We start from the raw sequence: 20,699 nt of genomic DNA, 5'->3' as shown, positions 1-20,699 counted from the left end.
CAGTGTGCCCAAGCCATGACCTCCGGGTCACTGCACCTAGGTACACCCTTGCCCGGCATCCAGCCGCATTCCCCGGCGGAGGCGGCGTTCCTACCGTCGTAGCCATGAAAATCATCGAGGTCAGGAACCTGCGCAAGCAGTACCCCAAACACCTGGCGGTCGACGACGTGTCGTTCGAGGTCGCCGAGGGCGAGATCTTCGGCATCCTCGGGCCCAACGGCGCCGGCAAGACCACGACGGTCGAGTGCGTGGCGGGCCTGCGGGCGCCGGACGGCGGCACCGTACGGGTGGCCGGGCTCGACCCCCGACGCGACCGCGCCGAGCTGCGCGAAGTGCTCGGCATGCAGCTCCAGAGCGCCAACCTGCCGGAGAAGATCAAGGTGTGGGAGGCCCTGGACCTGTACGCCTCCTTCTATCCCGACCCGGCCGACTGGAACGAGCTGCTGGAGCGGGTGGGGCTCGGCCACAAGCGGCACGCGACGTTCAAGAAGCTCTCCGGCGGGCAGCGCCAGCGGCTGTCCGTGGCGCTCGCGCTGGTCGGCCGGCCGCGCGTGGCCGTGCTCGACGAGCTGACCACCGGCCTCGACCCGCAGGCCCGCCGCGACACCTGGGAGCTCGTCGAGCAGATCCGCGCGTCCGGGGTGACGATCGTGCTGGTCACCCACTTCATGGAGGAGGCCGAGCGGCTCTGCGACCGGCTTGCGCTCATCGACGCCGGCAAGGTCGTCGCCACCGACACGCCCGCCGGGCTGATCCAGCAGGTCGGCGGGGAGCAACGGGTGCGCTTCCGGCCCTCCGCGCCGGTCACGGACGACGTGCTGCTCGCCCTCCCCGGGGTGCGCGCCGTCGAGCGGAACGGCGACCAGGTCGCCGTCAGCGGCGCCGGCAACCTCGCCGCCACCGTCACCCTCGCCCTGGCCCGGCAGGAGATCGTGCCCGGGGACCTGCGCATCGAGCAGGCCACGCTGGACGACGCGTTCCTCGCGCTCACCGGAAGGAAGCTGTCATGAAGAAGATGCTCCTCGTGGAGGCCAAGCTCTACCTGCGCGACTGGCCGTCGCTGGCCTTCACCATCGCGCTGCCGGTCGCCCTCCTGGTCGTGCTGGGGCTCACCATCCCCGGCATGGGCGAGGTGACCGACACCGGCGAGCGGTACGTCGACGCCCAGTGGCCGAGCCTCATGGTCCTGCTCTCGCTGCTCACGCTGGTGTGCAGCGTCCTTCCCGCGGTGCTCACCACGTACCGGGAGCAGGGCGTGCTGCGGCGGATGTCCACCACGCCGGTCAGCCCCGCGCGGATGCTGGCCGTGCAGCTCGTCATCAACCTGGCCGTCGCGGTCGTGGCCACGGCCATCCTCGTCGTCGGGACCATGCTGGTCTTCGACGCCGCGCCTCCCGGGCAGTGGCCGGGCTTCGTGCTGGTGTTCCTGCTCGGCACGGCGGCGCTCATGTCGATGGGGCTGGTCATCGCCGCCCTCGCGCCCAACGGCAAGGCGGCGCCGGGGATCGGGTCGCTGGTCATGTTCCCGCTGATGTTCGTAGCGGGCATGTGGATCCCGCGCCAGGCCATGCCGGACGCCCTCCGCATCGTGAGCGACTACTCCGTGGCCGGGCCGTTCGCCCAGGCGCTCAAGGACACCTGGGCGGGCCACGCGCCGCAGCCGCTGCACCTGATCGTGATGGCCGTCGGGCTGGTGGTCTTCGGCGGGCTCGCCGTACGGCTGTTCCGGTGGGAGTGACGGCGGGCCGTCTCCGCCAAACCTCAACTAAGCTCTCGGTATGACCAAGGTCGCCTGGAACACCAAGGAGCTCACGGTCGGGCAACTGGCCGAGCGCAGCGGCGTCGCCGTCTCGGCCCTGCACTTCTACGAGGCCAAGGGCCTCATCACCAGCCGCCGCACGGCCGGCAACCAGCGCCGCTACAGCCGCGACAGCCTGCGCAGGGTCGCCTTCATCCGGCTGGCGCAGCGCATCGGCATCCCGCTCAAGACCATCAAGGACGCGCTGGACGAGCTGCCGGGCGAGCGCACCCCCACCCGCGCCGACTGGGCCCGGCTCTCGGCCGCCTGGCGCGGCGAGCTGGACGACCGCATCCTGCAGCTCCAGCGGCTGCGCGACGACCTCACCGACTGCATCGGCTGCGGCTGCCTGTCGCTCGACCTGTGCCCCGTCGCCAACCCGTACGACCGGCTCGGCGACGAGGGGCCGGGAGCCCGGCGCATCGACACCCGGCTGTCCCCGCCGCCGGGAGCCTGCTGCAACGCGGCCGGGGACGGAGCCTAGCCTCCCGCCCTCTGGGCGGGAGGGACGATGAGCGTGGGCCGCTGCGCGTGGTGCAGCACGTGGTTGGAGACGCTGCCCAGCAGCACCGAACGCACCCCGGCCAGGCCCCGCGAGCCCGTGACAATGAGCGAGGCGTCGAGCTCGTCGGCCACGTCCACGATCGTCTTCCACACGGACTCGTTGTCGGCCACGGCCCGGTGGGTCACCTCGGCGAGGCCCGACGCCACGGCCAGCTCGGCGCCCTCCCTGGCGCTCGCCTCCGCCTGGGCCCGCGCCTCGTCCTCGGCCTCGGTCGTGAGCACACCGGCGGCGAGCGGATATTTCCGCAACTGTACGAGCAGCGGCTCCCACACGGTCAGGACGACGACGGGCTCGGCGGCGAGGTGCTTGGCGGCGAACTCGATCGCGGCGCGCGCGTCGGCCGAGCCGTCGTAGGCGACGAGGATGGTCATGGCGGACTTCCCTTCACTACGGTCATCCGCTGCAGCACCGCGGTGATCAGCGCCATTCCGCCGCCGCCTGTCTGCTTCGTCACAGCCCTCAGTGCTGGGCCATGTCCACGAACCGGCTGTAGTGGCCCTGGAACGCCACCGTGACCGTCGCCGTGGGGCCGTTTCGGTGCTTGGCCACGATCAGGTCGGCCTCGCCCGCCCGCGGCGACTCCCGCTCGTAGGCGTCCTCCCGGTGCAGCAGGATGACCATGTCCGCGTCCTGCTCGATGGAGTTGTGGACGCTGATCCCGTTGGCCACGAAGTTGTGGGTGCCGAGGACGGTGGCGTCGTAGACCGGCTGCTCGCCGAGGCTCTCGACGGAGGCGACCTCGTCCCAGAACACGTCGTTCGTGGCCAGCAGCTCAAGGTCGGCGTCATCGAGGATCGCGGAGATCCGGCGCAGGCGCTCAGGACCCTGAGCGCTCTTCGTGGCGGCCCCCACCGTCAGGTGGTCGCCGACGCGGTCCCACACCTCGCGCGGAACGGCGCCGGCGCCGGTGCCGCCCACGAGCCGCCGGAGAGCCGCGGCGCACTGCTCGGCCTGCTGCTCGAACCGCTCGCCCGGCACGCCGATCTCGTCGAGGAATCGCAGCTGGTTGTCGGCTCCGCTGACCCACAGCCGATGTGCCGGCCCGACCTCTTCGATCCGCGTCATCACGTTGAACCTCAGCAGCAGCCGCGCGACGTCGTCGACCAGGCGGCGGCTCGTGGAGGTGCAGGAGAGCCGCGCCTCGCCCAGCGCGTCGTCCCACCGGACATCACCGTCGCCCGCCCACAGGCGGCGCAGGAACAGCGCGATCTGCCGCTTGGGGAGGGAGAAGACCCCCTCGGGCACGGCTCCCTTCACCAGGGCCACCTGGTCGTCCGGCCATTCCTGCAGGTCGCGGGGCGCGGAGACGTGCCGCGGCGCGGCGACGCGCGCTCCGGGGGCGAGCTCGCCCAGCGGACGCCACCCGTCGAACGTCATGAAGGGGTGATTGGCCGTCGCCTCGATCTCCCTGCCGGAGCCGAGCCGCAGCCGGAAGACCTCTTTCGTGCCGCTGGGGAACACGTGCGTCATCGTCCGCGGGACGAGCCGCAGGTTGTCGTCCAGGGACCACACCGGGATGTCGCGCGCGCCGGACTCCAGCAGCTCGCCCAGCGACGCCTCCGCGCCCGTGTCAGCGCGCAGGACGCGGGTGGCGGCGGTGAGGCAGCCCGACTCGCGAAGGTCGCTCACCTGCGGGCGCTTGTCGGTGCGCTGCTCGGGGCCACGGTTGAGCTGGGAGATCGCGATGACCGGCACCTCCAGCTCCTTGGCCAGCAGCTTGATGGCACGCGAGATCTCCGACACCTCGTTCTGGCGGCTCTCGGTCTTCTTCGGCGAGCTCATCAGCTGGAGGTAGTCGATGACCACGAACCTGAGGTCGTTGCGCTGCTTGAGCCGGCGGCACTTGGCCCGGATCTCCATCATCGACATGTTGGGCGAGTCGTCGATGAACAGCGGCGCCTCGGCCACCTCGCTCATCCGCCTGGCCAGCCGGGTCCAGTCCTCGTCGCTCATCATGCCGGAGCGCATGGCGTGCAGCGCGACGCGGGCCTCGGCGGACAGCAGTCGCATGGTGATCTCGTTGCGCGACATCTCCAGCGAGAAGATGACGGTGGTCATGCCATTCTTGATCGCCGCAGATCGGGCGAAGTCCAGACCGAGGGTGCTGTTATGGGTGGGGATGCAGCTGCGGCCGGCAAGGTACATGTGGTCGTCGTTGTCCACCTGGACACAGCGGACCGGCCTGCTCGCGATCTCCCGCACGTCCACGATGTAGCGGAACCTGGTGTTGGGACGAGCTCCGCCGGTCTGCCGGACGGCCTTGCGTGGCAGGCGGAAGAGCTGGTCGGACGCAGTGAAGTTGATCATGTAGGCCGTGGAGGAGTCCGCGCTTCTCCCTCTGACCTGCCTGGTCCGCATGGTCGCCTTGTAGCCGAGGCTGAGGATCAGCTCGTGGACGTCGGCGGCCAGCCGCCGGTTGGTGACGGCGAACTGGATCTGGCCTCCGGTGTTGACGTAACCGTCCGAGTCGAGCAGCCCGGCCAGCAGGGCGCGCCGCTGCCGCTCAGAAGCACGGAGATAGGCGGCGGGAATGTGCTTGTCGTGAAGCACGCCCAGAGTACGGAGAATGCCCTGCACGGTTCCGTGTGAGCGATGGCACGCCTGGCAGCGCCGCAACCCGCACACCACGCACGTGCGGCTGGCCGGCGAGTCCGAGGCCGGCAGCGTGAGCTGGTAGGAGATGGAGGAACCCACGCGCGTGACGCACAGACCTTCGGCTTCGAGGTTGGCGATGATCTCCGGATCGGCCGTGCTGATGCGGGCGCCCGCGCTGTGGCCGTCGCCCAGCCAGACGCCGAGCACGTACGGCGCCAGCGGCAATTCGCGCTCGTCGAGGTCGAACGGCGCGGTCACCGCCACCGCGTGGTTCGGCCGCCCGTCGGAGGTGCGCAGGGTCGCGGCGATCTCCTCGGTGGTCACCGTCCGACGAGGGGCCGCGGTGATGGCGGCGTTCTTGGGCGTGGTGACCCGGGCGTGCAGAGCGGCGAAGAGGTCCACTGCCCGGTAGGCGGGAGTGCGCCACTCATGGCTGCGCATCGCGCCACCGACGGCGGCGACTACCTTGCCCGTCGTGCCCACCTGCTTCTGCACGACGTGCAGGACATGACGGAACTCCTCCCCCACGAGCTGAAGCGCCTCCTGGTGCGTGACCAGCTTCTCCGGGTCGCGGAGCGCGGACTCGTAGGCGATCCTGACCTTCTCGATGGCCTCCGGTGCCCAGTGGTAGGAGGGGCCGCTCCGGCGCTGCTTGCTTTCGGCACGGGTGATGGTGCGCCACTGATGCAGGGCGTCCGCGACGATCACGGTGCCGTCACTGAACTCCACCTCGTAGCAGGGACGGTCGTGCATCACCTCGGTGGCCGCCACGACCCTGGTGGGCCTGCCGTCCGCGCCGATCAGCCGGTCGCCCACCTTGACGTCGCCCATGGTCGTCCACCCCTCGGGCGTGGGCAGCGGCGTGTCGAGCGCCAGCGCCTTCCCGATCGCGGGTCGGGCGGCGACGACGATCATCTGGCCGGGGTGGAGGCCGTTGGTGAGCTGGTCGAGGTCCTGGAAGCCGGTGGGCACGCCGACCATCTGGCCGCCGCGGCTGCCGATGGCCTCCAGCTCGTCGAGGGCGCCCGGCATGATGTCGGCCAGGGGGGCGTAGTCCTCGGAGGTGCGGCGCTCGGTGACCTTGTAGATCTCGGCCTGGGCGCGGTCGACGAGGTCGTCGACCTCTTCATTCTGGCCGCCGTAGCCGTAGGAGACGATGCGGGTGCCGGCCTCGATGAGGCGGCGGAGGATGGCCTGCTCGCGGACGATCTTGGCGTAGTAGCCGGCGTTGGCGGCCGTGGGGACGACGGCCGTCAGCGTGTGGAGGTAGGCGGCGCCGCCCACGCGGGCCATCTCGCCGCGCTTCTGCAGCTCGTCGAAGACGGTGACGGCGTCGGCGGGCTCGCCGCGGCCGTAGAGGTCGGTGATGACCTCGTAGACCATCTGGTGGGCGGGGCGGTAGAAGTCGTCGGCGCGGATGATCTCGACCACGTCGGCGATGGCGTCCTTGGACAGCAGCATGCCGCCGAGGACCGACTGCTCCGCCTCGATGTTGTGCGGCGGCGTGCGCTCGAAACCGGGCCCCGCCGGGATCTCTTCGTCAATGCTCACCGCGCCCCCTCGAACAGCCTTGCAGGCGGTCGCACCACCCCCACTTGTAGTCGACCGGTCTGACAGTTTCCCGGACCTGGGGCCCGGACGCCAACGTGGCCTGTGGACAACCCTGTGGTCAAGCTGTGTACGACGGCCCCCAACATGTGAAATGCCTGTGGATGACGCCTGGGGATAACTTCTGGGGATTTCCGCCGACGAGCCTCCGACCTGCGGAAACGTTGTCCACCGGCTGTGGAGGAAAGAAAGTTGGCGCTGCATGTCGTGTAATGGGCATAATGGATGAATGCCCATTACGTCCCGAGACAGGGAGATTCTCCGGCTGGCGATCCCGGCGTTCGGCGCGCTGGTGGCCGAGCCGCTCTTCCTGCTCGCCGACTACGCCATCGTGGGCCACGGCCTCGGCACCACGGCGGTGGGCGCGCTGGGCGTGGCGGGGTCCGTACTCGGGACGCTCATGAACCTGTGCGTCTTCCTCGCCTACGGCACCACGGCCTCCGTCGCCCGCCAGACCGGGGCGGGCCGGCACGACCAGGCCATGCGCAGCGGCGTGGACGGCGTCTGGCTGGCCCTCGCCATCGGCGTGGCGCTGATCGCGGTCGTCTGGCCGCTGGCCCCGGCCTTGGTGGGCCTGTTCGGCGCGGACTCCGGCCAGTCCGCGGAGGCGGTGACGTACCTGCGGATCAGCCTGTTCGGCGCGCCCGGGATGCTGGTCGTGCTGGCCGGCACCGGCGTGCTGCGCGGGCTCCAGGACACGGTCACGCCCCTGACCGTGGCCGTCGGCTCGTTCGCGCTCAACGCGGCGCTGAACGCCTGGTTCGTGCTGGGGCTCGACTGGGGCATCGCCGGGTCGGCGTGGGGCACGGTGCTGGCCCAGACGCTCGGCGCGGCCGTCTACCTGGTCGTGGTGGCGAGGGGCGCGCGGCGGCTCGGCACCTCGCTCGTCCCCAGCCTGACGGGCATCAGGCAGGCGGGTACGGCCGGGCTCGCCCTCCTCGTACGCACCGTGTGCCTGCGCGTCGTCCTGGTCGCGGCCACGGTGATCGCGACCAGGATGGGCCAGGCGGAGCTGGCCGCGTACGCCATCGCCACCCAGGTGTGGACGCTGCTCGCCTTCGCCCTGGACGCCATCGCCATCGCGGGGCAGGCCATCACCGGCCGCTCGCTCGGCGCCGGGGACGTGGCCGCCACCAGGGCGGCCACCAGGCGCATGGTCCAGTGGGGCCTCTGGTCCGGGGCGGTGCTCGGCCTGCTGGTGCTGCTCGCGCGCCCGCTGGTGCCGGGGCTGTTCGACGCCGACCCGCAGGTGACCGAGCTGCTGCTGGCGCTGCTGTGGCCGGTGGCGCTGTTCCAGCCGGTGTGCGGGATCGTGTTCGTGCTGGACGGGGTGCTCATCGGCGCGGGCGACCAGCGCTATCTGGCGTGGGCGGGGGTGTGGACGACGCTGGCGTACCTGCCGGCCGCCTTCCTCGCCTCCGGGCTCGGCGTGGTGGCCCTGTGGTGCGCGCTCGGGGTGTGGATGATCGCCCGGCTCGTCACCCTCACCCGGCGGGCGGCGGGCACCGCCTGGCTGGTAACCGGGGCGTAATCGTCCCGTGCTTGCTGTTGTCCAAGTGGTGAGACAGAGTCGGAGCGTTCCCTGAGCGGGGTGTTCCTTGTCCAGTATCTTGCGACGACTGCCGCCCTCCGCGGCCACCGGGTTACGCACCGGCGCCCGGCACAGTCTTGCCGAGGTCTACCGGCCGGCCGACCTCGTCGTGCTCGGCCTCGGCGTGATGATCGGCGCCGGCATCTTCTCCGTGGCCGGGCGGCAGGCCGCGACCGCGGCCGGGCCCGGCGTGATCCTATCCTTCATGATCGCGGGCATCGCGTGCCTGCTGGCCTGCCTGTGCTACGCCGAGCTGTCGTCCACGATTCCGGCCTCGGGCAGCGCCTACACCTTCACCTACGTCATCTTCGGCGAGGTCTGGGCCTGGGTCATCGGCTGGGCGCTGATCCTGGAGCTGCAGCTCGCCGCCGCCGTCGTAGCCCGCGCGTGGGGCGAGATCGCGGTCGGCGCGCTGGCGAACGCCGGGGTCCGTCTCCCCTCCCCCGGCCGGGTCGCCGACCTGCTCGTGCTGGCGATCCTGGTGCTGCTCACCGGCGTGGTGGCGCTCAGCGCCCGGGTCGGGCTGCGCGCGCTGTGGGTCATGGTGGCGGCCAAGCTGCTGGCCATCGGCGCGGTCATCGTCGTGGGCCTGCCGCACGTGGACGCCCGCAACTTCGGCGACTTCTACGTCCCGCCGAAGACGCTCACGACCGCCCCCGCGACCGTGCTGGAGATCGTGGTGGGCGAGAGCCACGCGTTCGGCTGGTTCGGGATCTTCTCGGCGGCCTCGGCCATCGCCTTCGCCTACATCGGCTTCGACGTGGTGGCGACCGCGGCCGAGGAGACCGTGAACGCGCAGCGGGCGGTCCCGAAGGGCATGATCCGCAGCCTGGTCGTGGCCACCGTCGTGTACGTGGTGGTGGCCGTGGTCATGGTGGGCATGGTGTCGTACACGAAGATCTCCGTGGACGCGCCGCTGGCCAGCGCGTTCCGCGCGGCCGGCGAGGGCTGGATGGCGCACGTCATCGACGTGGGGGCGCTGCTCGGGCTGACCACGGTGATCCTGGTGCTGATGGTGGGGCAGACGCGGGTGCTGTTCTCGATGGCCCGCGACGGGCTCATCCCGCGCGGGCTCGCGGCGGTCAGCCGCCGCTACCACACGCCCTCGCGGGTGACGCTGGTGATCGGGGGCGTCGCGATCGTGCTGGCGGAGTTCGTGCCGGTGCTCACGCTGCAGGAGCTCGTCGTGCTGGGGACGCTGTTCGCCTTCGGCTTCGTGGCTGCCGGGGTGATCGTGATGCGGCGGCGCATGCCGCACCTGGAGCGCGGGTTCCGGGTGCCGCTGTCGCCGGTGGTGCCCGCGCTGTCGCTGGTGGCCACGTTCTGGCTCATGGTGAACCTGCGGCTGCTCACCTGGGTGTGGTTCGCGCTGTGGATGGCGTTCGGGCTGGGGGTCTATCTCGCCTACGGCCGCCGGCACAGCGTGCTCGCCCGCCCGGCCGCGCCGGTGCCCGCACGCGGCGGCGGGCGGCACCGGCGCTAGAAGCGGCCCGAGTGCACCACGCTGCGCAGGAACTCCTTGGTCCTCGGGTGCTCAGGCGCGTCGAAGAGCTGCTCGGGCGGCCCCTTCTCGATCAGTACGCCGCCGTCGAGGAAGCACACCATGTCGGAGATGTCGCGGCAGAAGCCCATCTCGTGCGTGGTGAGGACCATCGTCATGCCGGAGTCCTTCAGCTCCCTGATGATCGTCAGCACCTCCACCACGAGCTGCGGGTCGAGCGCCGAGGTGACCTCGTCGAGCAGCATCAGCCGGGGCTGGGTGGCGAGCGCGCGAATGATCGCCACCCGCTGCTGCTGCCCGCCGGAGAGCTGGTCGGGGTAGGCCCGCGCCTTGCCCTCCAGCCCGAACCGCACCAGCAGCTCGTGCGCCTGCTCCTCCGCCTGCGCCTTGGCCACGCGGTGCACCTGGCGGGGGGCGAGGGTGATGTTGTCCAGCACGGTCATGTGCGGGAACAGGTTGAACGACTGGAAGACGATGCCGATGCGCTTGCGCACGTCGTCCACGTCGACCCGCGGGTCGGTGATGTCCTGGCCGTCGAGCAGGATCACGCCGTCGTCCACCGTCTCCAGCAGGTTGACGCAGCGCAGCAGCGTCGACTTCCCGGAGCCCGACGCGCCGATGAGGCTCACCACCTCGTGCGCGTTCACCTCCAAATCGACGCCCCGCAGGACGCTCTGCCCGTGGAAGTGCTTCCACACCCCGTCGATGCTCAGCAGGCTCATGCGCCGCGCCTCCTTCGGGCCCGCGCCGCCAGGTGGTCGGTGAACCGCGCCAGCGGAATGGTCAACAGCAGGAACAGCAGCGCCGACGCCAGGTAGGGCGAGTACTTGAAGCTGTGGGCGACGTGGATCTGCGCCTGCCTGAGCGTCTCCAGCGGCCCGATGACGGCCACCAGCGCGGTGTCCTTCTGCAGCGAGACGAAGTCGTTGAGCAGCGGCGGACCCACCCGGCGGACGGCCTGCGGCAGCACCACGAAGCGCATGGTCTTGCCGTGGCTCAGCCCGAGCGAGCGCGCCGCGGCCACCTGGCTCGGATGGATCGACTCGATGCCGGCGCGGAAGACCTCGGCGACGTACGCGCCGTACGACAGCGTCAGCGCGATGATCCCCAGCGTCGCGAGATCCGTGGGGATGCCCTGCAACCGCAGCGCAGGCAGCCCGAACCCGACCAGGTAGATCAGCAGAATCGTCGGCACGCCGCGGAAGATGTCGGTGTAGAGCGTGGCGAGCGCCCTGATCGGGAAGAACGCCGGCGTCCTGATCCCCCTGGCCAACGCCACGAGCAGGCCGATGGCGAGGACCAGCACCTCGGTGATGAGGAACATCTTGATGTTGAGCAGGAACCCGCTCAGCACGTCGGGCAGCGCGTGGACGAACTCCTCGCCGTTCAGGAAGGTCGCCGCCACCCGGGGCCAGCCGGGCGAGCTGGTGATCGCCCACACGACGAGGACGAGGAACACGACCGTCGAGAGCGTCGCGATCGAGCCCGAGCGGCGCCCGTGGGACCGGCGGAACCGCTCCCGCTCGCTCTGCCGCTCGCTCTTGACCCAGCCGTCCGGGCCCGCTGCGGGGCTGATCCGGTCGCTCATGAGAGCTCGGGCGCGCCCACCGCCGAGCCCAGCCACTCCTGCTCGATCTTGGCCAGCTCACCCTTGGACTTCAGCGCGTCCACGGCCTTGTCCACGCACGGCTTGAGCGCGCTGCCCTTCTCCATGACCAGGCCGAACTCCTCCGGCGTGCCGCCGGTCGAGCTGAACTGGCCGACGATCTGGGCATTCTCCACCTGCGCGGCCGTCACGTAGAAGGCCGTCGGCAGGTCCACGACGAGCGCGTCCACCTGCTTGTTCTTCAGCGCGTTGACGGCGTCGACCTGCTCGTTGTAGACGTTGGGGTCGGCGGACGGCTTGATCACGCTCTTGACCGCGTCGAAGGAGGTCGTGCCCACCTGCACGCCGATCTTGGCGTCCTGCAGCTCGGCGAGGGTCTTGGCGGAGGCGTACTTGCCGCCCTTGAGCGCCACCACGGCCTGCTTGACGGTGTAGTAGCCGTTGCTGAAGTCGACGACCTCGGCCCGCTTGGGGGTGATCGACACCTGGTTGATGTCGAAGTCGAAGGTCTTGTCGCCCGGCGCGAACGCCGCGTCGAACTTGACCGTCGCCCACTCGATCTCGCTGCGGTCGAAGCCCAGCTCGCCGGCGACGGCGAAGGCGACCGCGCTCTCGAAGCCCTGGCCGTTGCTCGGGTCGTCGTCCTTGAACCACGGCTCGTAGGCGGGCTTGTCGGTGCCGATCGTCAGCTTGCCCGCCTTGACCAGGCTGAGCTGCTCCTTCGTGCACGCCGTGGAGGCGCTGGGCGCGGCCGAGGAGGCGGTGGTCGCCTGCTCGTCCACGGGTGCGCAACCGACGAGCGCCACGGCCAGCGCGAGCAGCATGAGGGGACGGGCCATGGCCAAGCCTCCAGGGGGAACGTACCGGGGAACGAAAGGAATTGTACGTGAGCAGGCAAAAGCCCCCCACCGCAGGGTGAGGGGCTTCGTCGGGGCCGGGCTCAGCCGGCGACGACCTCGACGTCCAGCGAAGCCGACACCTCGGGGTGCAGCTTCACGGTGATGCGGTGCGAGCCGACGCTCTTGATCGGGTTGACGATCTCGATGCGGCGGCGGTCGAGGACCGGCCCGCCGGCGGCCTTGACGGCGTCGGCGACGTCGCCCGTGGTGACCGAGCCGAACAGGCGGCCGGAGTCGCCCGCGCGGGTGGCCAGGCGCACCTTGAGCGCGCCGAGCTGGCCGGCGACCTCCTTGGCGGTGCCGAGGTCACGGATCTCGCGGGCGTCGCGAGCCTTACGGATGGTCTCGATCTGCTTCTCGGCGCCGCGCGTCCAGCGCATGGCGTAGCCGCGGGGAATGAGGTAGTTACGGCCGTAGCCGTCCTTGACCTCGACGACGTCGCCAGGGGCACCGAGGCCGGAGACCTCGTTGGTGAGGATGAGCTTCATGTCGACAGAACCTCCTTAGCGCGCGGTGCTCGTGTAGGGCAGCAGAGCCACCTCACGGGCGTTCTTGATCGCGGTGGCGACGTCGCGCTGGTGCTGGGTGCAGTTGCCCGTCACCCGGCGCGCACGGATCTTGCCACGGTCGGAGATGAACTTCCGCAGCAGGCCCGTGTCCTTGTAGTCGACGTAGGAGATCTTGTCGTGGCAGAACAGGCAAACCTTCTTCTTGGGCTTGCGCAGTGCCGGCTTGGCCATCGTGGTGCTCCTCTCAGAGCCCCGCCTTTCGGGCGGGAATGGTCTCGGACTGATGGACAGGGATTAGAAGGGAGGCTCGTCGCTGAAGTCGTTGCCGCCGCCGAAGCCGCCGCCGCTCTGCTGGCCGCCGCCGTAGCCGCCGCCACCGCCACCGCCGAAGCCGCCGCCGCCCTGCGGCGGGGCCGGGGTCGCGGAGGCCCACGGGTCGTCGGACGGGCCGCCGCCGAAGCCGCCGCCACCGCCCTGACGGGAGGTGCGGTTGACCTTGGCGGTGGCGTTGCGCAGAGACGGGCCGACCTCGTCGACCTCGACCTCGTAGACCGTGCGCTTCTCGCCTTCCTTGGTCTCGTAGGACCGCTGCTTGAGCCGCCCCTGCACGATGACCCGCATGCCGCGCTGCAGGCTCTCGGCGGCGTTCTCCGCCGCCTGCCGCCACACGTTGCAGGTCAGGAAGAGGCTTTCGCCGTCCTTCCACTCGTTGGTCTGGCGGTCCATGAACCGCGGAGTGGACGCGACGCGGAAACGAGCCACCGCTTGCCCCGTGGGGGTGAAGCGCAGCTCGGGGTCGTCGACGAGGTTGCCGACGATGGTGATTACGGTGTCGCCTGCTGCCATGGCTTGCGCTCGCCTTCCTGCACGCCTCTTCTTGGGTTACGGCTCAGACTACGGCTGCCTCCCGACAAAAAGTCGGCAGTCAGTGCACGTCGGGGCGGAGCACCTTCGTGCGCAGGATGCCCTCGTTGAGGTTCATCTGCCGGTCGAGCTCCTTGACCGTCGCGGGCTCCGCGGACAGGTCGATGACGGCGTAGATGCCTTCCGACTTCTTGTTGATGTCGTAGGCGAGCCGGCGGCGGCCCCAGACGTCGACCTTCTCCACGGTGCCGCCGTCGTTGCGGACCACGGTGAGGAACTGGTCAAGGGACGGCGCGACGGTGCGCTCGTCGAGTGAAGGGTCCAGGATGACCATTACTTCGTAACGACGCATGCGGACTCCGACCTCCTCTGGACTCTTGCGGTCACGACGCTCTGCCGTGACAGGAGGATGCTGACGCATGAACCGGGAACGCCCATTTCGGCGCCGCCGGGGCGATGGATCACCCATCACAGCGCAGCGTGTCCCAGGTTACCAGCCACCGGTACGTGGGAAGGCACCTAGCAGACAAGGGGGTGGTGGCAGTGCCACACGTGCTTCAGCCCTCCCAAGGGGAGCGGTTCAGGCTCACGCTCAACAGTGACGGGGTCTCGCACCCCACCGAGAACATCCTGTCCGTGGCCACGCTGGTGCTGGGTTTCGTGGCCTTCGTCTCGACCTTCTGGCCGGCCGCGCACGTCGTCTCGTCCTGGGCGGGCTTGCTCGGCTTCAGCGTCGGCATGTTCTCCCAGTACATCTCGGTGACCACGCCGCAGCGCTCGCTCAACGTCGTCGGGCTGGTCGGCTCGTTCGTGGGGGCCGCGCTCGGCATCGCCCACGGCGGGTTCCTCCCCTAGCGATCACTTCGCAAGGCGACGGCCCCGGTCTCACCGGGGCCGTTGTTCTGTGCCGCGAGTGCTATGTCGCTCAGCCGATGTGCAGGTCGATCCCCAGCAGCACCAGGAACCAGAGGAAGACCGCCAGCAACGCCTCGGCGACGTCCCTGAGCAGACCGGGCGTGATGTAGTCGTAGACCCAGGCCACGTAGATGCCGACGATCACGTAGACCAAGACGATCAGCGCACGTAAGCGCCACCTCGACATATCGATTCTCCTCGCGTAGGGGGCCCTTGGCGACTGCCCTTTGGCGCCCGCGGCAAACGGATAGGCTCGGTGACATGGTGCGCATCGGAGCTCATGTCGATCAGGACGACCCGGCCGCCCGCGCAGGGGAGATCGGCGCGGAGGTGGTCCAGTTCTTCCTCGGCGACCCCCAGGGCTACGCCAAGCCGGTGCTGCCCGCCAAGCCGGTCGAAGGCGTGGACGTCTACATCCACGCCCCCTACCTGATCAACGTGGCGACCACCAACAACCGCATCAGGATCCCCAGCCGCAAGCTGCTGGAGCAGCATCTCAAGGCGGCCGCCGGGCTGGGCGCGAAGGGCCTGGTGGTGCACGGCGGGCACGTCAACAAGAGCGACGACCCGCAGACGGGCTTCGACAACTGGCGCAAGGTGTTCGAGCGCATGGAGTGCCCGATCCCCGTGCTGATCGAGAACACCGCGGGCGGCGGCAACGCCATGGCCCGCACGCTGGAGCGCATCGGCCGGCTCTGGGACGCCCTCGACGGCTTCGACGTCGGCTTCTGCCTCGACACCTGCCACGCACACGCGGGCGGCGAGGAGCTGGTCGGCCTGGTCGAGCGGGTCAAGGCCATCACCGGCCGGATCGACCTCGTCCACTGCAACGACTCCCGCGACGAGTTCGGCTCCGGCGCCGACCGGCACGCCAACCTCGGTCAGGGCAGGATCGACCCCGAGCTGATCCTGGCGGTCTGCCGGGCGGCCGGCGCGCCGGTCGTGGTGGAGACGCCGGGCGACGGCCAGGCGGACGACATCGCGTTCCTGCGGAAGAACCTGTGATCTTTACACACAGGCTGTGGATAACTTCCCTGGATTACCGAGACGGGAAAACGGGTAGAGATTTCAGCCCGCCCACGCGCCGCTGAGAAAACGCATCGTGTTCAGCAGCATGAGGGGCCCGCACACCATCACGTACAGCGCGATCACCCATCGCCGCCGGGTCGCCGCCTTCGCCACGAGCACCCACAGCGGGAACCACAGCAGCAGCGAACGCGGGATCGACAGGTAGTACGCCGACGTCATCAGCGCCCCCGCCTGCGCCCCCGTGTAGACCAGCTCGCTCCACCTGCGCAGCGCGAGCAGCCACACCAGCACGGCGACCGCCACCACGGCGCCGGCGATCTCCATGCGGAAGGCCACCGCGTTCTCGTCGCCGCCCATGGCCGAGCCCCACGTCGCCTGCCACGCCTCCCACGGCCAGACGAACTCCCGGCCCCATCCGGCCTCCTGCGCGTGCTTCCACGCCAGCCAGTCGCCCGAGCGGGAGTAGTGGTAGAACGAGTACGCCGCCAGCGGCAGGAACGGCACCACCAGCCACCCCGCCCGGCGCGGCGACTCCCGCCGCGCCACGAACTCCACGACCAGCGCCACCGCCAGGAACAACCCGGTGATCCGCACGCCCGACGCCCCCGCCGCGAGCAGCGCCGCGGCCGACCAGCGGCCCTGCCGGGCGGCCAGCCACGCGGGGATCGCGAAGGCCAGGAACAACGACTCGCTGTAGCCCGCCGACAGGAACACCGCCAGCGGGAAGGTCAGCAGCGCCGCCACCGCCATCCACCCGTCGGCGCCCTCCAGCTCGGCCAGCCGGGCCAGCGCCACCATCGCGACCGCGCCCGCCACCAGCGAGATCAGCAGCCCGGCCGTCTCCCAGTCGGGCACCACGAGGTGCACCGCCCGCAGCACGGCCGGCAGGCCGGGGAAGAACGCGGGCAGCCCGGCGTCGGGGGGACGCCCTGGCTCGCCGTCGTAGCCGTATTGGGCGATGGTGATGAACAGCCCGGCGTCCCACTTGCGCCACCGGTCGGCGTAGCCGGCGAACGTCGCGCCGAGCAACGTCGCCACCAGCAGCCCGGCCCGCGAGCCGAACCAGAGCAGCAGCGCGTCCCGTGCGGCGGCGCGAGTGATCATCGCAGGACGGTGGCCAGCGTGACCCGGTCGGGCGCGCCGTCGAAGACCCCGCCCGTCTGGTCGTCGAGGTCGTCCTGCCGGACCACGTCCTTGTCCGGGCGCAGGATGTCGCGCACCACGAACGCCATCATGACGGCGATGGTGATGATCCGCCCCCAGACCGCCGTGAAGTAGGTGTCATCGCCGATGCCCAGGTCGTCCCGGTCGAGCGGCGACTGCGAGAGCAGATAGAGCCAGATCGCGGCGAAATACCACAGCTCGGCGAGCTGCCACAGCGCCAGCGGCTTCCAGTTGGGCCGGGCCAGCACCGCGAACGGCACCAGCCACAGCACGAACTGCGGCGACCACACCTTGTTCGTCATCATGAACGCGGCCAGCGCCAGGAAGCAGAGCTGCGCGAGCCGCGGCCGGCGCGGCGCGGCCACCGCGAGCACCGCGATGCCCGCGCACATGACCGCCAGCGACACCATGCCGAGCGTGCTCACGTCGTTCTCGCCGAGGATGTGCCAGCCCTTGGTCTGGAAGAACAGCCACGGCGAGCCCCAGTCGACCCCGCGCTCGGCGGAGAAGACGTAGAACCGGCGCCAGCCCTCCCACGCCAGGAGCATGAAGGGCAGGTTGACCACGAGCCACGCGCCCGCCGCCGAGCCCATCGTGACCAGGAACGGCCGCCACTTCGCGGTGCGCAGGGTGAGCAGGAACAACGCCCCGGCGAACATCAGCGGGTAGAACTTCGTGGCGATCGCCAGCCCCAGCAGCACCCCGGCGAGCACCTGCCGCTGCCTGGCCCAGGCCAGCAGCATGCCCATCGACAGCGCGCCCGCGACGAGGTCCCAGTTGATGTACGCGGCCAGCACCACGGCCGGCGAGATCGCGTACCAGAGCGCGTCCCAGCGGCGGGTGGGCCCGGCCACCGCGGCCATCAGCAGCACGCCGATCACCAGGCAGGCGCCGAGCAGGATCACGGTCAGGTCGTAGAACTTGACCGCCTGCCCGACCACGTCGTCCTCCACCCACCGGACGATCCAGCTGATCACCTGCATGACCTCGCCCAGCACCACCGGGTACTCGACCTGCTTGTCGAAGGGCACGTCGGCGAAGTAGGGGTTCTGGGTCGACAGGCTGCGGTCGAAGAACAGCGGGTAGATGTCGGTGTAGCAGAAGTTCGTGTACGTCGTGACCTGGTCGTTCCAGCCGCCGGTGCGGCAGGGCAGGCGCACGACGTACGCGAGGCTCGCCCCCAGGGCCGCGATCAGCCCCAGGGGGAGGAAGGGGACGGCACGCGCCACCAGCGGGACGCGTGCCTCGATGCTGGTCACCAGCCCTCTCGTCCCGAGGGAGGCGGCGCGAACGCGCCACCGAACCCGCCGAACCCGTCGTTGCCGCCGTTGTCCTGGTCGGTGCCGCCGTCGTCGTTGATGCCGAAGTTGTCCTCGTCGCCGGGGCCCTGCTCGTCACAGGGCTGGACCAGGCAGTCCTGCTGATCGTTGCCGTTGTTGTTCTCGTCGCCGCCGAAGGGGTCGTCGCCGCCGTCGAACGGGTCGTCGGTCTTCGTCGGCGTCGGCGTGGGCGTCGGGCTCGGCACGATGTTCTCCGGCAGGCCCACGTCCGACTTCTGCGGGAACTGCTCGATCGGCTTGCCCTCGTGCGCGGCCAGCATGAACTTCTGCCAGGCGATGGTGGGCGGGCCGGCGCCCTCGAAGCCGAGCGAGACCTCGTACGGCCTGGTGTAGGGGTTCTTGTAGTTGTACTTCTTGTGCGGCTTGCCCCCAGGTGTGACCGGGCAGTTGGAGTGGAGCGGCGGGACGACCTTGCCGGTCTTGGTCCGGCACTCCTCGCGGTAGAACCCGACCGCGGTGGAGATCTGCGGCGTGTAGCCGACGAACCAGGCGCCGTTCTCGTCGTTGTTGGTGCCGGTCTTGCCGGCGGCCGGGCGGCTGCCGAGGCCCTTGCCCCGCGCGGTGCCGCTGCGCAGCACCTCCTGCATGGCCACGGTGGCGTCGGCGGCCACGCCGGCGTCGATGACGTTCTTCGACAACAGCTGCTCGCCGTAGACCGTCTTGTTGCCCTGCTCGACCTTCTTGAGCACGTGCCAGCGGGTGTACTTGCCGCCGTTGGCGAAGATCGAGTAGCCGGCGGCCTGCTCGACCGGCGTGACCGGGGCGCTGCCGATGGCGAACTGGTAGTGGTGCTCCTGAATGTCCTTCTTCATGTCCTCGGGGTCGAAGCCGGCCGCCTCGACGAGGTTGCGCACCTCGTCGAGCTGACCGGGCAGCTTGTACGCCATGGACACGAACGCGGTGTTGACCGACTCGGCGGTGGCCTTGACGACGTCGACCGCGACGCCGACGTTGTGGCTGTTCTTGATGCCGCCGGCCTGCTGGCCGGGCAGTTTCTCCGGCACCGTCGCGTTGCCGGGCACGTAGCTCTTGAGCGAGTAGCCGGCCTGGAGCCAGGCGGCCAGCACGTACGGCTTGAACGCCGAGGCGGCCTGCTTCTTCGATTGGAAGGGCTCGTTCCAGGGGTCGGTGACGTAGTCGGTGCCGCCGTAGAAGGCGATGACGCGGCCGTTCCTCGGGTCCACAGCGGCGAGACCGGCGTGGTACTCCTTGTTCATCGACGCCATGGTGCTGGTGACCGCCTCCTTGGCGGCCAGCATGAGCTTGCGGTCGAAGGTGGTGACGATGCGGAAGCCGCCGCTGCGGACCTCGTCCTCGCTGAGACCACGGGCCTCCAGCTCCTTCAGCACGACCTGGACCATGTAGCCCTTGAGGCCGCCCATCTCGTTGCGGGTGTCCAGCTTGACCGGCTTGGGGAACTTCGCGGTCTGCGGGAGGGTGCCGTACTTGTCCGGCCACTGCTTCGCCATGTACTCGACGACGGTCTTGAAGCGGTTCTTCAGGCCGTCCGCCTCGGGCGTCCAGGCCGGCTGCTGGATGCGGGCGGCCAGGTAGGCGGCCTGCGAGGGGGTCAGCTTCGCGGCGGTGGTGTCGAAGTACGCCTTCGCGGCGGCCTCCGCGCCGTAGGCCCGGCCGAAGGGGACCGTGTTGAGGTAGCGCTGGAGGATCTCGTCCTTGGGCAGCGTCTGGTTGAGCTTGACCGCGATGAAGATCTCGTTGACCTTGCGCTTGACCGACACCTCGCGGCTCAGGCCGTCGTAGTAGTTGCGGGCCATCTGCTGGGTGATGGTCGAGGCGCCCTGGATCTGCTGGCCGGTCGCGGTCATGTAGACGGAGCGGAAGATGCCGGAGATCGAGATGCCCGAGTCCTCGTAGAACTCGGGGTTCTCGATGGCGATCACCGCGTCGCGCAGGACTGGAGCCATCTCGGAGAGCTTCACGATCTCACGCTTCGTGCCCAGGCTGGCGATCTCCCTCTTGCCGTCGGCGTAGTAGATCGTGCTCTGCTGGGCGATCGCGTCGGCCTGGGTGCCGGTGGGCACATCGGTGTTGGCGTAGGCGACCATGATCATGCCGAACAGGCCGGCCGCGATGACGACGAAGCCGGCCACGAGGAGCTTCCAGCTCGGCAGGAACCGGCGCCAGCCGCCACGGCCGCCGCCGTCCTTCTCATCGGGCGGGCCGGGGGGGCCGGGGGGCTCGGGCGGGCCGCCCTGGGCGCGCCTGCGCGAGCGACGCGGGCCCTCGGCCACCATGGTCTCCTGGTTGCCGACCGCCCGGGTGTCGGCACGCTCCTGCCTGGAGCGGCGCCCGGGGCGCTGCTGCGGCTGGTCGGGGGCGCCCGGGGGGAAACCCTCGCCGGGGGCGCCAGGAGGGAAACCCTCGCCGGGGGCGCCAGGAGGGAAGCCCTCGCGCCGCGGCGGCATGGGCTCACGCCGGGGCGGCTGCGGCTGCGCGTCATAAGGCTGGGCGTCATAACGCTGGGTGTCGTATGGCTGCGCGTCGTACTGCTGGGCGGCCATCGCGCCCGTCTGCTCGTACGCGGCTTCAGGCCGACGCGGCGGCTGCGGCTGGTTCCAGGAAGATTCGCCGGTTTGAGGTGGAGAACCTTGGGGCACAGAACGGGATGAAGTGGAGCGACGACGCCTCCCCGGGCGGGCCGTTCCTTCATTCATGCTGTTACTCACACGTCCTCGCACTGTCGTCGGAAACAAA

At 70.0% G+C, this 20,699-nt stretch carries 20 protein-coding genes; 7 read left to right on the top strand and 13 right to left on the bottom strand.

The features are described from left to right. The first annotated feature begins 104 nt into the window (after nt 1–104). From AC27IY_RS47390 to soxR, 3 genes are read left to right on the top strand one after another with little or no spacing between them, the layout of a single operon-like run. Complete coding sequence (locus AC27IY_RS47390; protein WP_344208960.1) at nt 105–1,010, top strand: ABC transporter ATP-binding protein; 906 nt, start codon at nt 105–107, stop codon at nt 1,008–1,010. Next, nucleotides 1,007–1,738: an ABC transporter permease gene (locus AC27IY_RS47385; RefSeq protein ID WP_371248714.1), complete on the top strand. Its 732-nt coding sequence runs from the start codon at nt 1,007–1,009 to the stop codon at nt 1,736–1,738. Before AC27IY_RS47390 ends, AC27IY_RS47385 begins: the two co-directional genes overlap by 4 nt. 40 nt (nt 1,739–1,778) lie before the next feature. Continuing rightward, nucleotides 1,779–2,282 carry a redox-sensitive transcriptional activator SoxR gene (gene soxR / locus AC27IY_RS47380; RefSeq protein ID WP_344208965.1) on the top strand — a complete coding sequence of 168 codons (504 nt, stop codon included), beginning with the start codon at nt 1,779–1,781 and terminating at the stop codon, nt 2,280–2,282. On the opposite strand, the gene AC27IY_RS47375 is transcribed toward soxR, so the two are convergent. Together AC27IY_RS47375 and dnaB are read right to left on the bottom strand one after the other, a co-directional pair. Continuing rightward, nucleotides 2,279–2,734 (bottom strand): universal stress protein, encoded by a 456-nt coding sequence (locus AC27IY_RS47375; protein WP_344208967.1) that lies wholly within the window; start codon nt 2,732–2,734, stop codon nt 2,279–2,281. The two genes, soxR and AC27IY_RS47375, sit on opposite strands and share 4 nt — an antisense overlap. Nucleotides 2,735–2,822: 88 nt before the next feature. Further along, nucleotides 2,823–6,509 (bottom strand): replicative DNA helicase, encoded by a 3,687-nt coding sequence (dnaB, locus tag AC27IY_RS47370; protein ID WP_487181926.1) that lies wholly within the window; start codon nt 6,507–6,509, stop codon nt 2,823–2,825. A 286-nt stretch (nt 6,510–6,795) separates the two neighbouring features. Between dnaB and AC27IY_RS47365 the strand changes: the two genes are divergently transcribed. Then, nucleotides 6,796–8,097 carry an MATE family efflux transporter gene (locus AC27IY_RS47365; RefSeq protein ID WP_487181925.1) on the top strand — a complete coding sequence of 434 codons (1,302 nt, stop codon included), beginning with the start codon at nt 6,796–6,798 and terminating at the stop codon, nt 8,095–8,097. Nucleotides 8,098–8,164: 67 nt separating this feature from the next. Beyond that, nucleotides 8,165–9,640 (top strand): APC family permease, encoded by a 1,476-nt coding sequence (locus AC27IY_RS47360; protein WP_344208973.1) that lies wholly within the window; start codon nt 8,165–8,167, stop codon nt 9,638–9,640. Here AC27IY_RS47360 and AC27IY_RS47355 read toward each other — a convergent pair. The 7 genes from AC27IY_RS47355 to rpsF form a co-directional block, all read right to left on the bottom strand. Further along, nucleotides 9,637–10,380, bottom strand: coding sequence for an amino acid ABC transporter ATP-binding protein (locus AC27IY_RS47355; protein WP_344208975.1), 744 nt, complete (start codon nt 10,378–10,380; stop codon nt 9,637–9,639). The two genes, AC27IY_RS47360 and AC27IY_RS47355, sit on opposite strands and share 4 nt — an antisense overlap. Continuing rightward, nucleotides 10,377–11,246 carry an amino acid ABC transporter permease gene (locus tag AC27IY_RS47350; RefSeq protein ID WP_487181924.1) on the bottom strand — a complete coding sequence of 290 codons (870 nt, stop codon included), beginning with the start codon at nt 11,244–11,246 and terminating at the stop codon, nt 10,377–10,379. The genes AC27IY_RS47355 and AC27IY_RS47350 overlap by 4 nt, the downstream gene beginning before the upstream one ends. Then, the gene (locus AC27IY_RS47345) at nt 11,243–12,103 is read right to left on the bottom strand and encodes an ABC transporter substrate-binding protein (protein ID WP_344208979.1); all 861 of its coding nucleotides are present in this window, start codon (nt 12,101–12,103) and stop codon (nt 11,243–11,245) included. Before AC27IY_RS47345 ends, AC27IY_RS47350 begins: the two co-directional genes overlap by 4 nt. A gap of 101 nt (nt 12,104–12,204) precedes the next feature. Next, nucleotides 12,205–12,651 carry a 50S ribosomal protein L9 gene (gene rplI, locus AC27IY_RS47340; RefSeq protein ID WP_020543047.1) on the bottom strand — a complete coding sequence of 149 codons (447 nt, stop codon included), beginning with the start codon at nt 12,649–12,651 and terminating at the stop codon, nt 12,205–12,207. A 15-nt stretch (nt 12,652–12,666) separates the two neighbouring features. Next, complete coding sequence (rpsR, locus tag AC27IY_RS47335) at nt 12,667–12,903, bottom strand: 30S ribosomal protein S18 (RefSeq protein WP_327088611.1); 237 nt, start codon at nt 12,901–12,903, stop codon at nt 12,667–12,669. A 63-nt stretch (nt 12,904–12,966) separates the two neighbouring features. Further along, nucleotides 12,967–13,518 carry a single-stranded DNA-binding protein gene (locus AC27IY_RS47330; protein ID WP_344208986.1) on the bottom strand — a complete coding sequence of 184 codons (552 nt, stop codon included), beginning with the start codon at nt 13,516–13,518 and terminating at the stop codon, nt 12,967–12,969. A gap of 79 nt (nt 13,519–13,597) precedes the next feature. Next, on the bottom strand, nt 13,598–13,888 hold the full coding sequence (rpsF, locus tag AC27IY_RS47325; protein ID WP_055504125.1) for a 30S ribosomal protein S6: 291 nt from the start codon (nt 13,886–13,888) through the stop codon (nt 13,598–13,600). Between the two features lie 191 nt (nt 13,889–14,079). Here rpsF and AC27IY_RS47320 point away from each other — a divergent pair, with 191 nt between their 5' ends. Then, entirely contained in the window at nt 14,080–14,391 is a 312-nt protein-coding gene (locus AC27IY_RS47320) for a hypothetical protein (protein ID WP_344208991.1), read from the top strand. Nucleotides 14,392–14,461: 70 nt separating this feature from the next. Here AC27IY_RS47320 and AC27IY_RS47315 read toward each other — a convergent pair whose 3' ends face one another. Further along, nucleotides 14,462–14,638: a hypothetical protein gene (locus AC27IY_RS47315; RefSeq protein ID WP_177240955.1), complete on the bottom strand. Its 177-nt coding sequence runs from the start codon at nt 14,636–14,638 to the stop codon at nt 14,462–14,464. 74 nt (nt 14,639–14,712) lie between these two features. On the opposite strand from AC27IY_RS47315, the gene AC27IY_RS47310 reads away from it, so the two are divergent. Then, nucleotides 14,713–15,456: a deoxyribonuclease IV gene (locus tag AC27IY_RS47310; protein WP_344208994.1), complete on the top strand. Its 744-nt coding sequence runs from the start codon at nt 14,713–14,715 to the stop codon at nt 15,454–15,456. A gap of 63 nt (nt 15,457–15,519) precedes the next feature. On the opposite strand, the gene AC27IY_RS47305 is transcribed toward AC27IY_RS47310, so the two are convergent. From AC27IY_RS47305 to AC27IY_RS47295, 3 genes are read right to left on the bottom strand one after another with little or no spacing between them, the layout of a single operon-like run. After that, a complete protein-coding gene (locus tag AC27IY_RS47305) occupies nt 15,520–16,584 on the bottom strand; it encodes a mannosyltransferase family protein (RefSeq protein WP_344208996.1) in 1,065 nt (354 codons plus the stop codon). Further along, nucleotides 16,581–17,903, bottom strand: a complete 1,323-nt coding sequence (locus AC27IY_RS47300) for a glycosyltransferase family 87 protein (RefSeq protein ID WP_487181923.1) — start codon at nt 17,901–17,903, stop codon at nt 16,581–16,583. Before AC27IY_RS47300 ends, AC27IY_RS47305 begins: the two co-directional genes overlap by 4 nt. After that, nucleotides 17,900–20,506 (bottom strand): transglycosylase domain-containing protein, encoded by a 2,607-nt coding sequence (locus AC27IY_RS47295; protein ID WP_487181922.1) that lies wholly within the window; start codon nt 20,504–20,506, stop codon nt 17,900–17,902. The genes AC27IY_RS47300 and AC27IY_RS47295 overlap by 4 nt, the downstream gene beginning before the upstream one ends. Nucleotides 20,507–20,699 lie beyond the last annotated feature (193 nt).

Source organism: Nonomuraea sp. B208, from assembly GCF_057536035.1.
Note: the sequence above shows the minus strand (reverse complement) of the source record. Positions and strands in the feature narration are given on the sequence as shown.

Bases quoted from the DNA above. Each gene is read 5' to 3' on its own strand.
- AC27IY_RS47390 (WP_344208960.1), top strand. From the start codon at position 105: ATGAAAATCATCGAGGTCAGGAACCTGCGCAAGCAGTACCCCAAACAC.
- AC27IY_RS47385 (WP_371248714.1), top strand. From the start codon at position 1,007: ATGAAGAAGATGCTCCTCGTGGAGGCCAAGCTCTACCTGCGCGACTGG.
- soxR (WP_344208965.1), top strand. From the start codon at position 1,779: ATGACCAAGGTCGCCTGGAACACCAAGGAGCTCACGGTCGGGCAACTG.
- AC27IY_RS47375 (WP_344208967.1), bottom strand. From the start codon at position 2,734: ATGACCATCCTCGTCGCCTACGACGGCTCGGCCGACGCGCGCGCCGCG.
- AC27IY_RS47365 (WP_487181925.1), top strand. From the start codon at position 6,796: ATGCCCATTACGTCCCGAGACAGGGAGATTCTCCGGCTGGCGATCCCG.
- AC27IY_RS47355 (WP_344208975.1), bottom strand. From the start codon at position 10,380: ATGAGCCTGCTGAGCATCGACGGGGTGTGGAAGCACTTCCACGGGCAG.
- AC27IY_RS47350 (WP_487181924.1), bottom strand. From the start codon at position 11,246: ATGAGCGACCGGATCAGCCCCGCAGCGGGCCCGGACGGCTGGGTCAAG.
- AC27IY_RS47345 (WP_344208979.1), bottom strand. From the start codon at position 12,103: ATGGCCCGTCCCCTCATGCTGCTCGCGCTGGCCGTGGCGCTCGTCGGT.
- rplI (WP_020543047.1), bottom strand. From the start codon at position 12,651: ATGAAGCTCATCCTCACCAACGAGGTCTCCGGCCTCGGTGCCCCTGGC.
- rpsR (WP_327088611.1), bottom strand. From the start codon at position 12,903: ATGGCCAAGCCGGCACTGCGCAAGCCCAAGAAGAAGGTTTGCCTGTTC.
- AC27IY_RS47330 (WP_344208986.1), bottom strand. From the start codon at position 13,518: ATGGCAGCAGGCGACACCGTAATCACCATCGTCGGCAACCTCGTCGAC.
- rpsF (WP_055504125.1), bottom strand. From the start codon at position 13,888: ATGCGTCGTTACGAAGTAATGGTCATCCTGGACCCTTCACTCGACGAG.
- AC27IY_RS47315 (WP_177240955.1), bottom strand. From the start codon at position 14,638: ATGTCGAGGTGGCGCTTACGTGCGCTGATCGTCTTGGTCTACGTGATC.
- AC27IY_RS47310 (WP_344208994.1), top strand. From the start codon at position 14,713: ATGGTGCGCATCGGAGCTCATGTCGATCAGGACGACCCGGCCGCCCGC.
- AC27IY_RS47305 (WP_344208996.1), bottom strand. From the start codon at position 16,584: ATGATCACTCGCGCCGCCGCACGGGACGCGCTGCTGCTCTGGTTCGGC.
- AC27IY_RS47295 (WP_487181922.1), bottom strand. From the start codon at position 20,506: ATGGCCGCCCAGCAGTACGACGCGCAGCCATACGACACCCAGCGTTAT.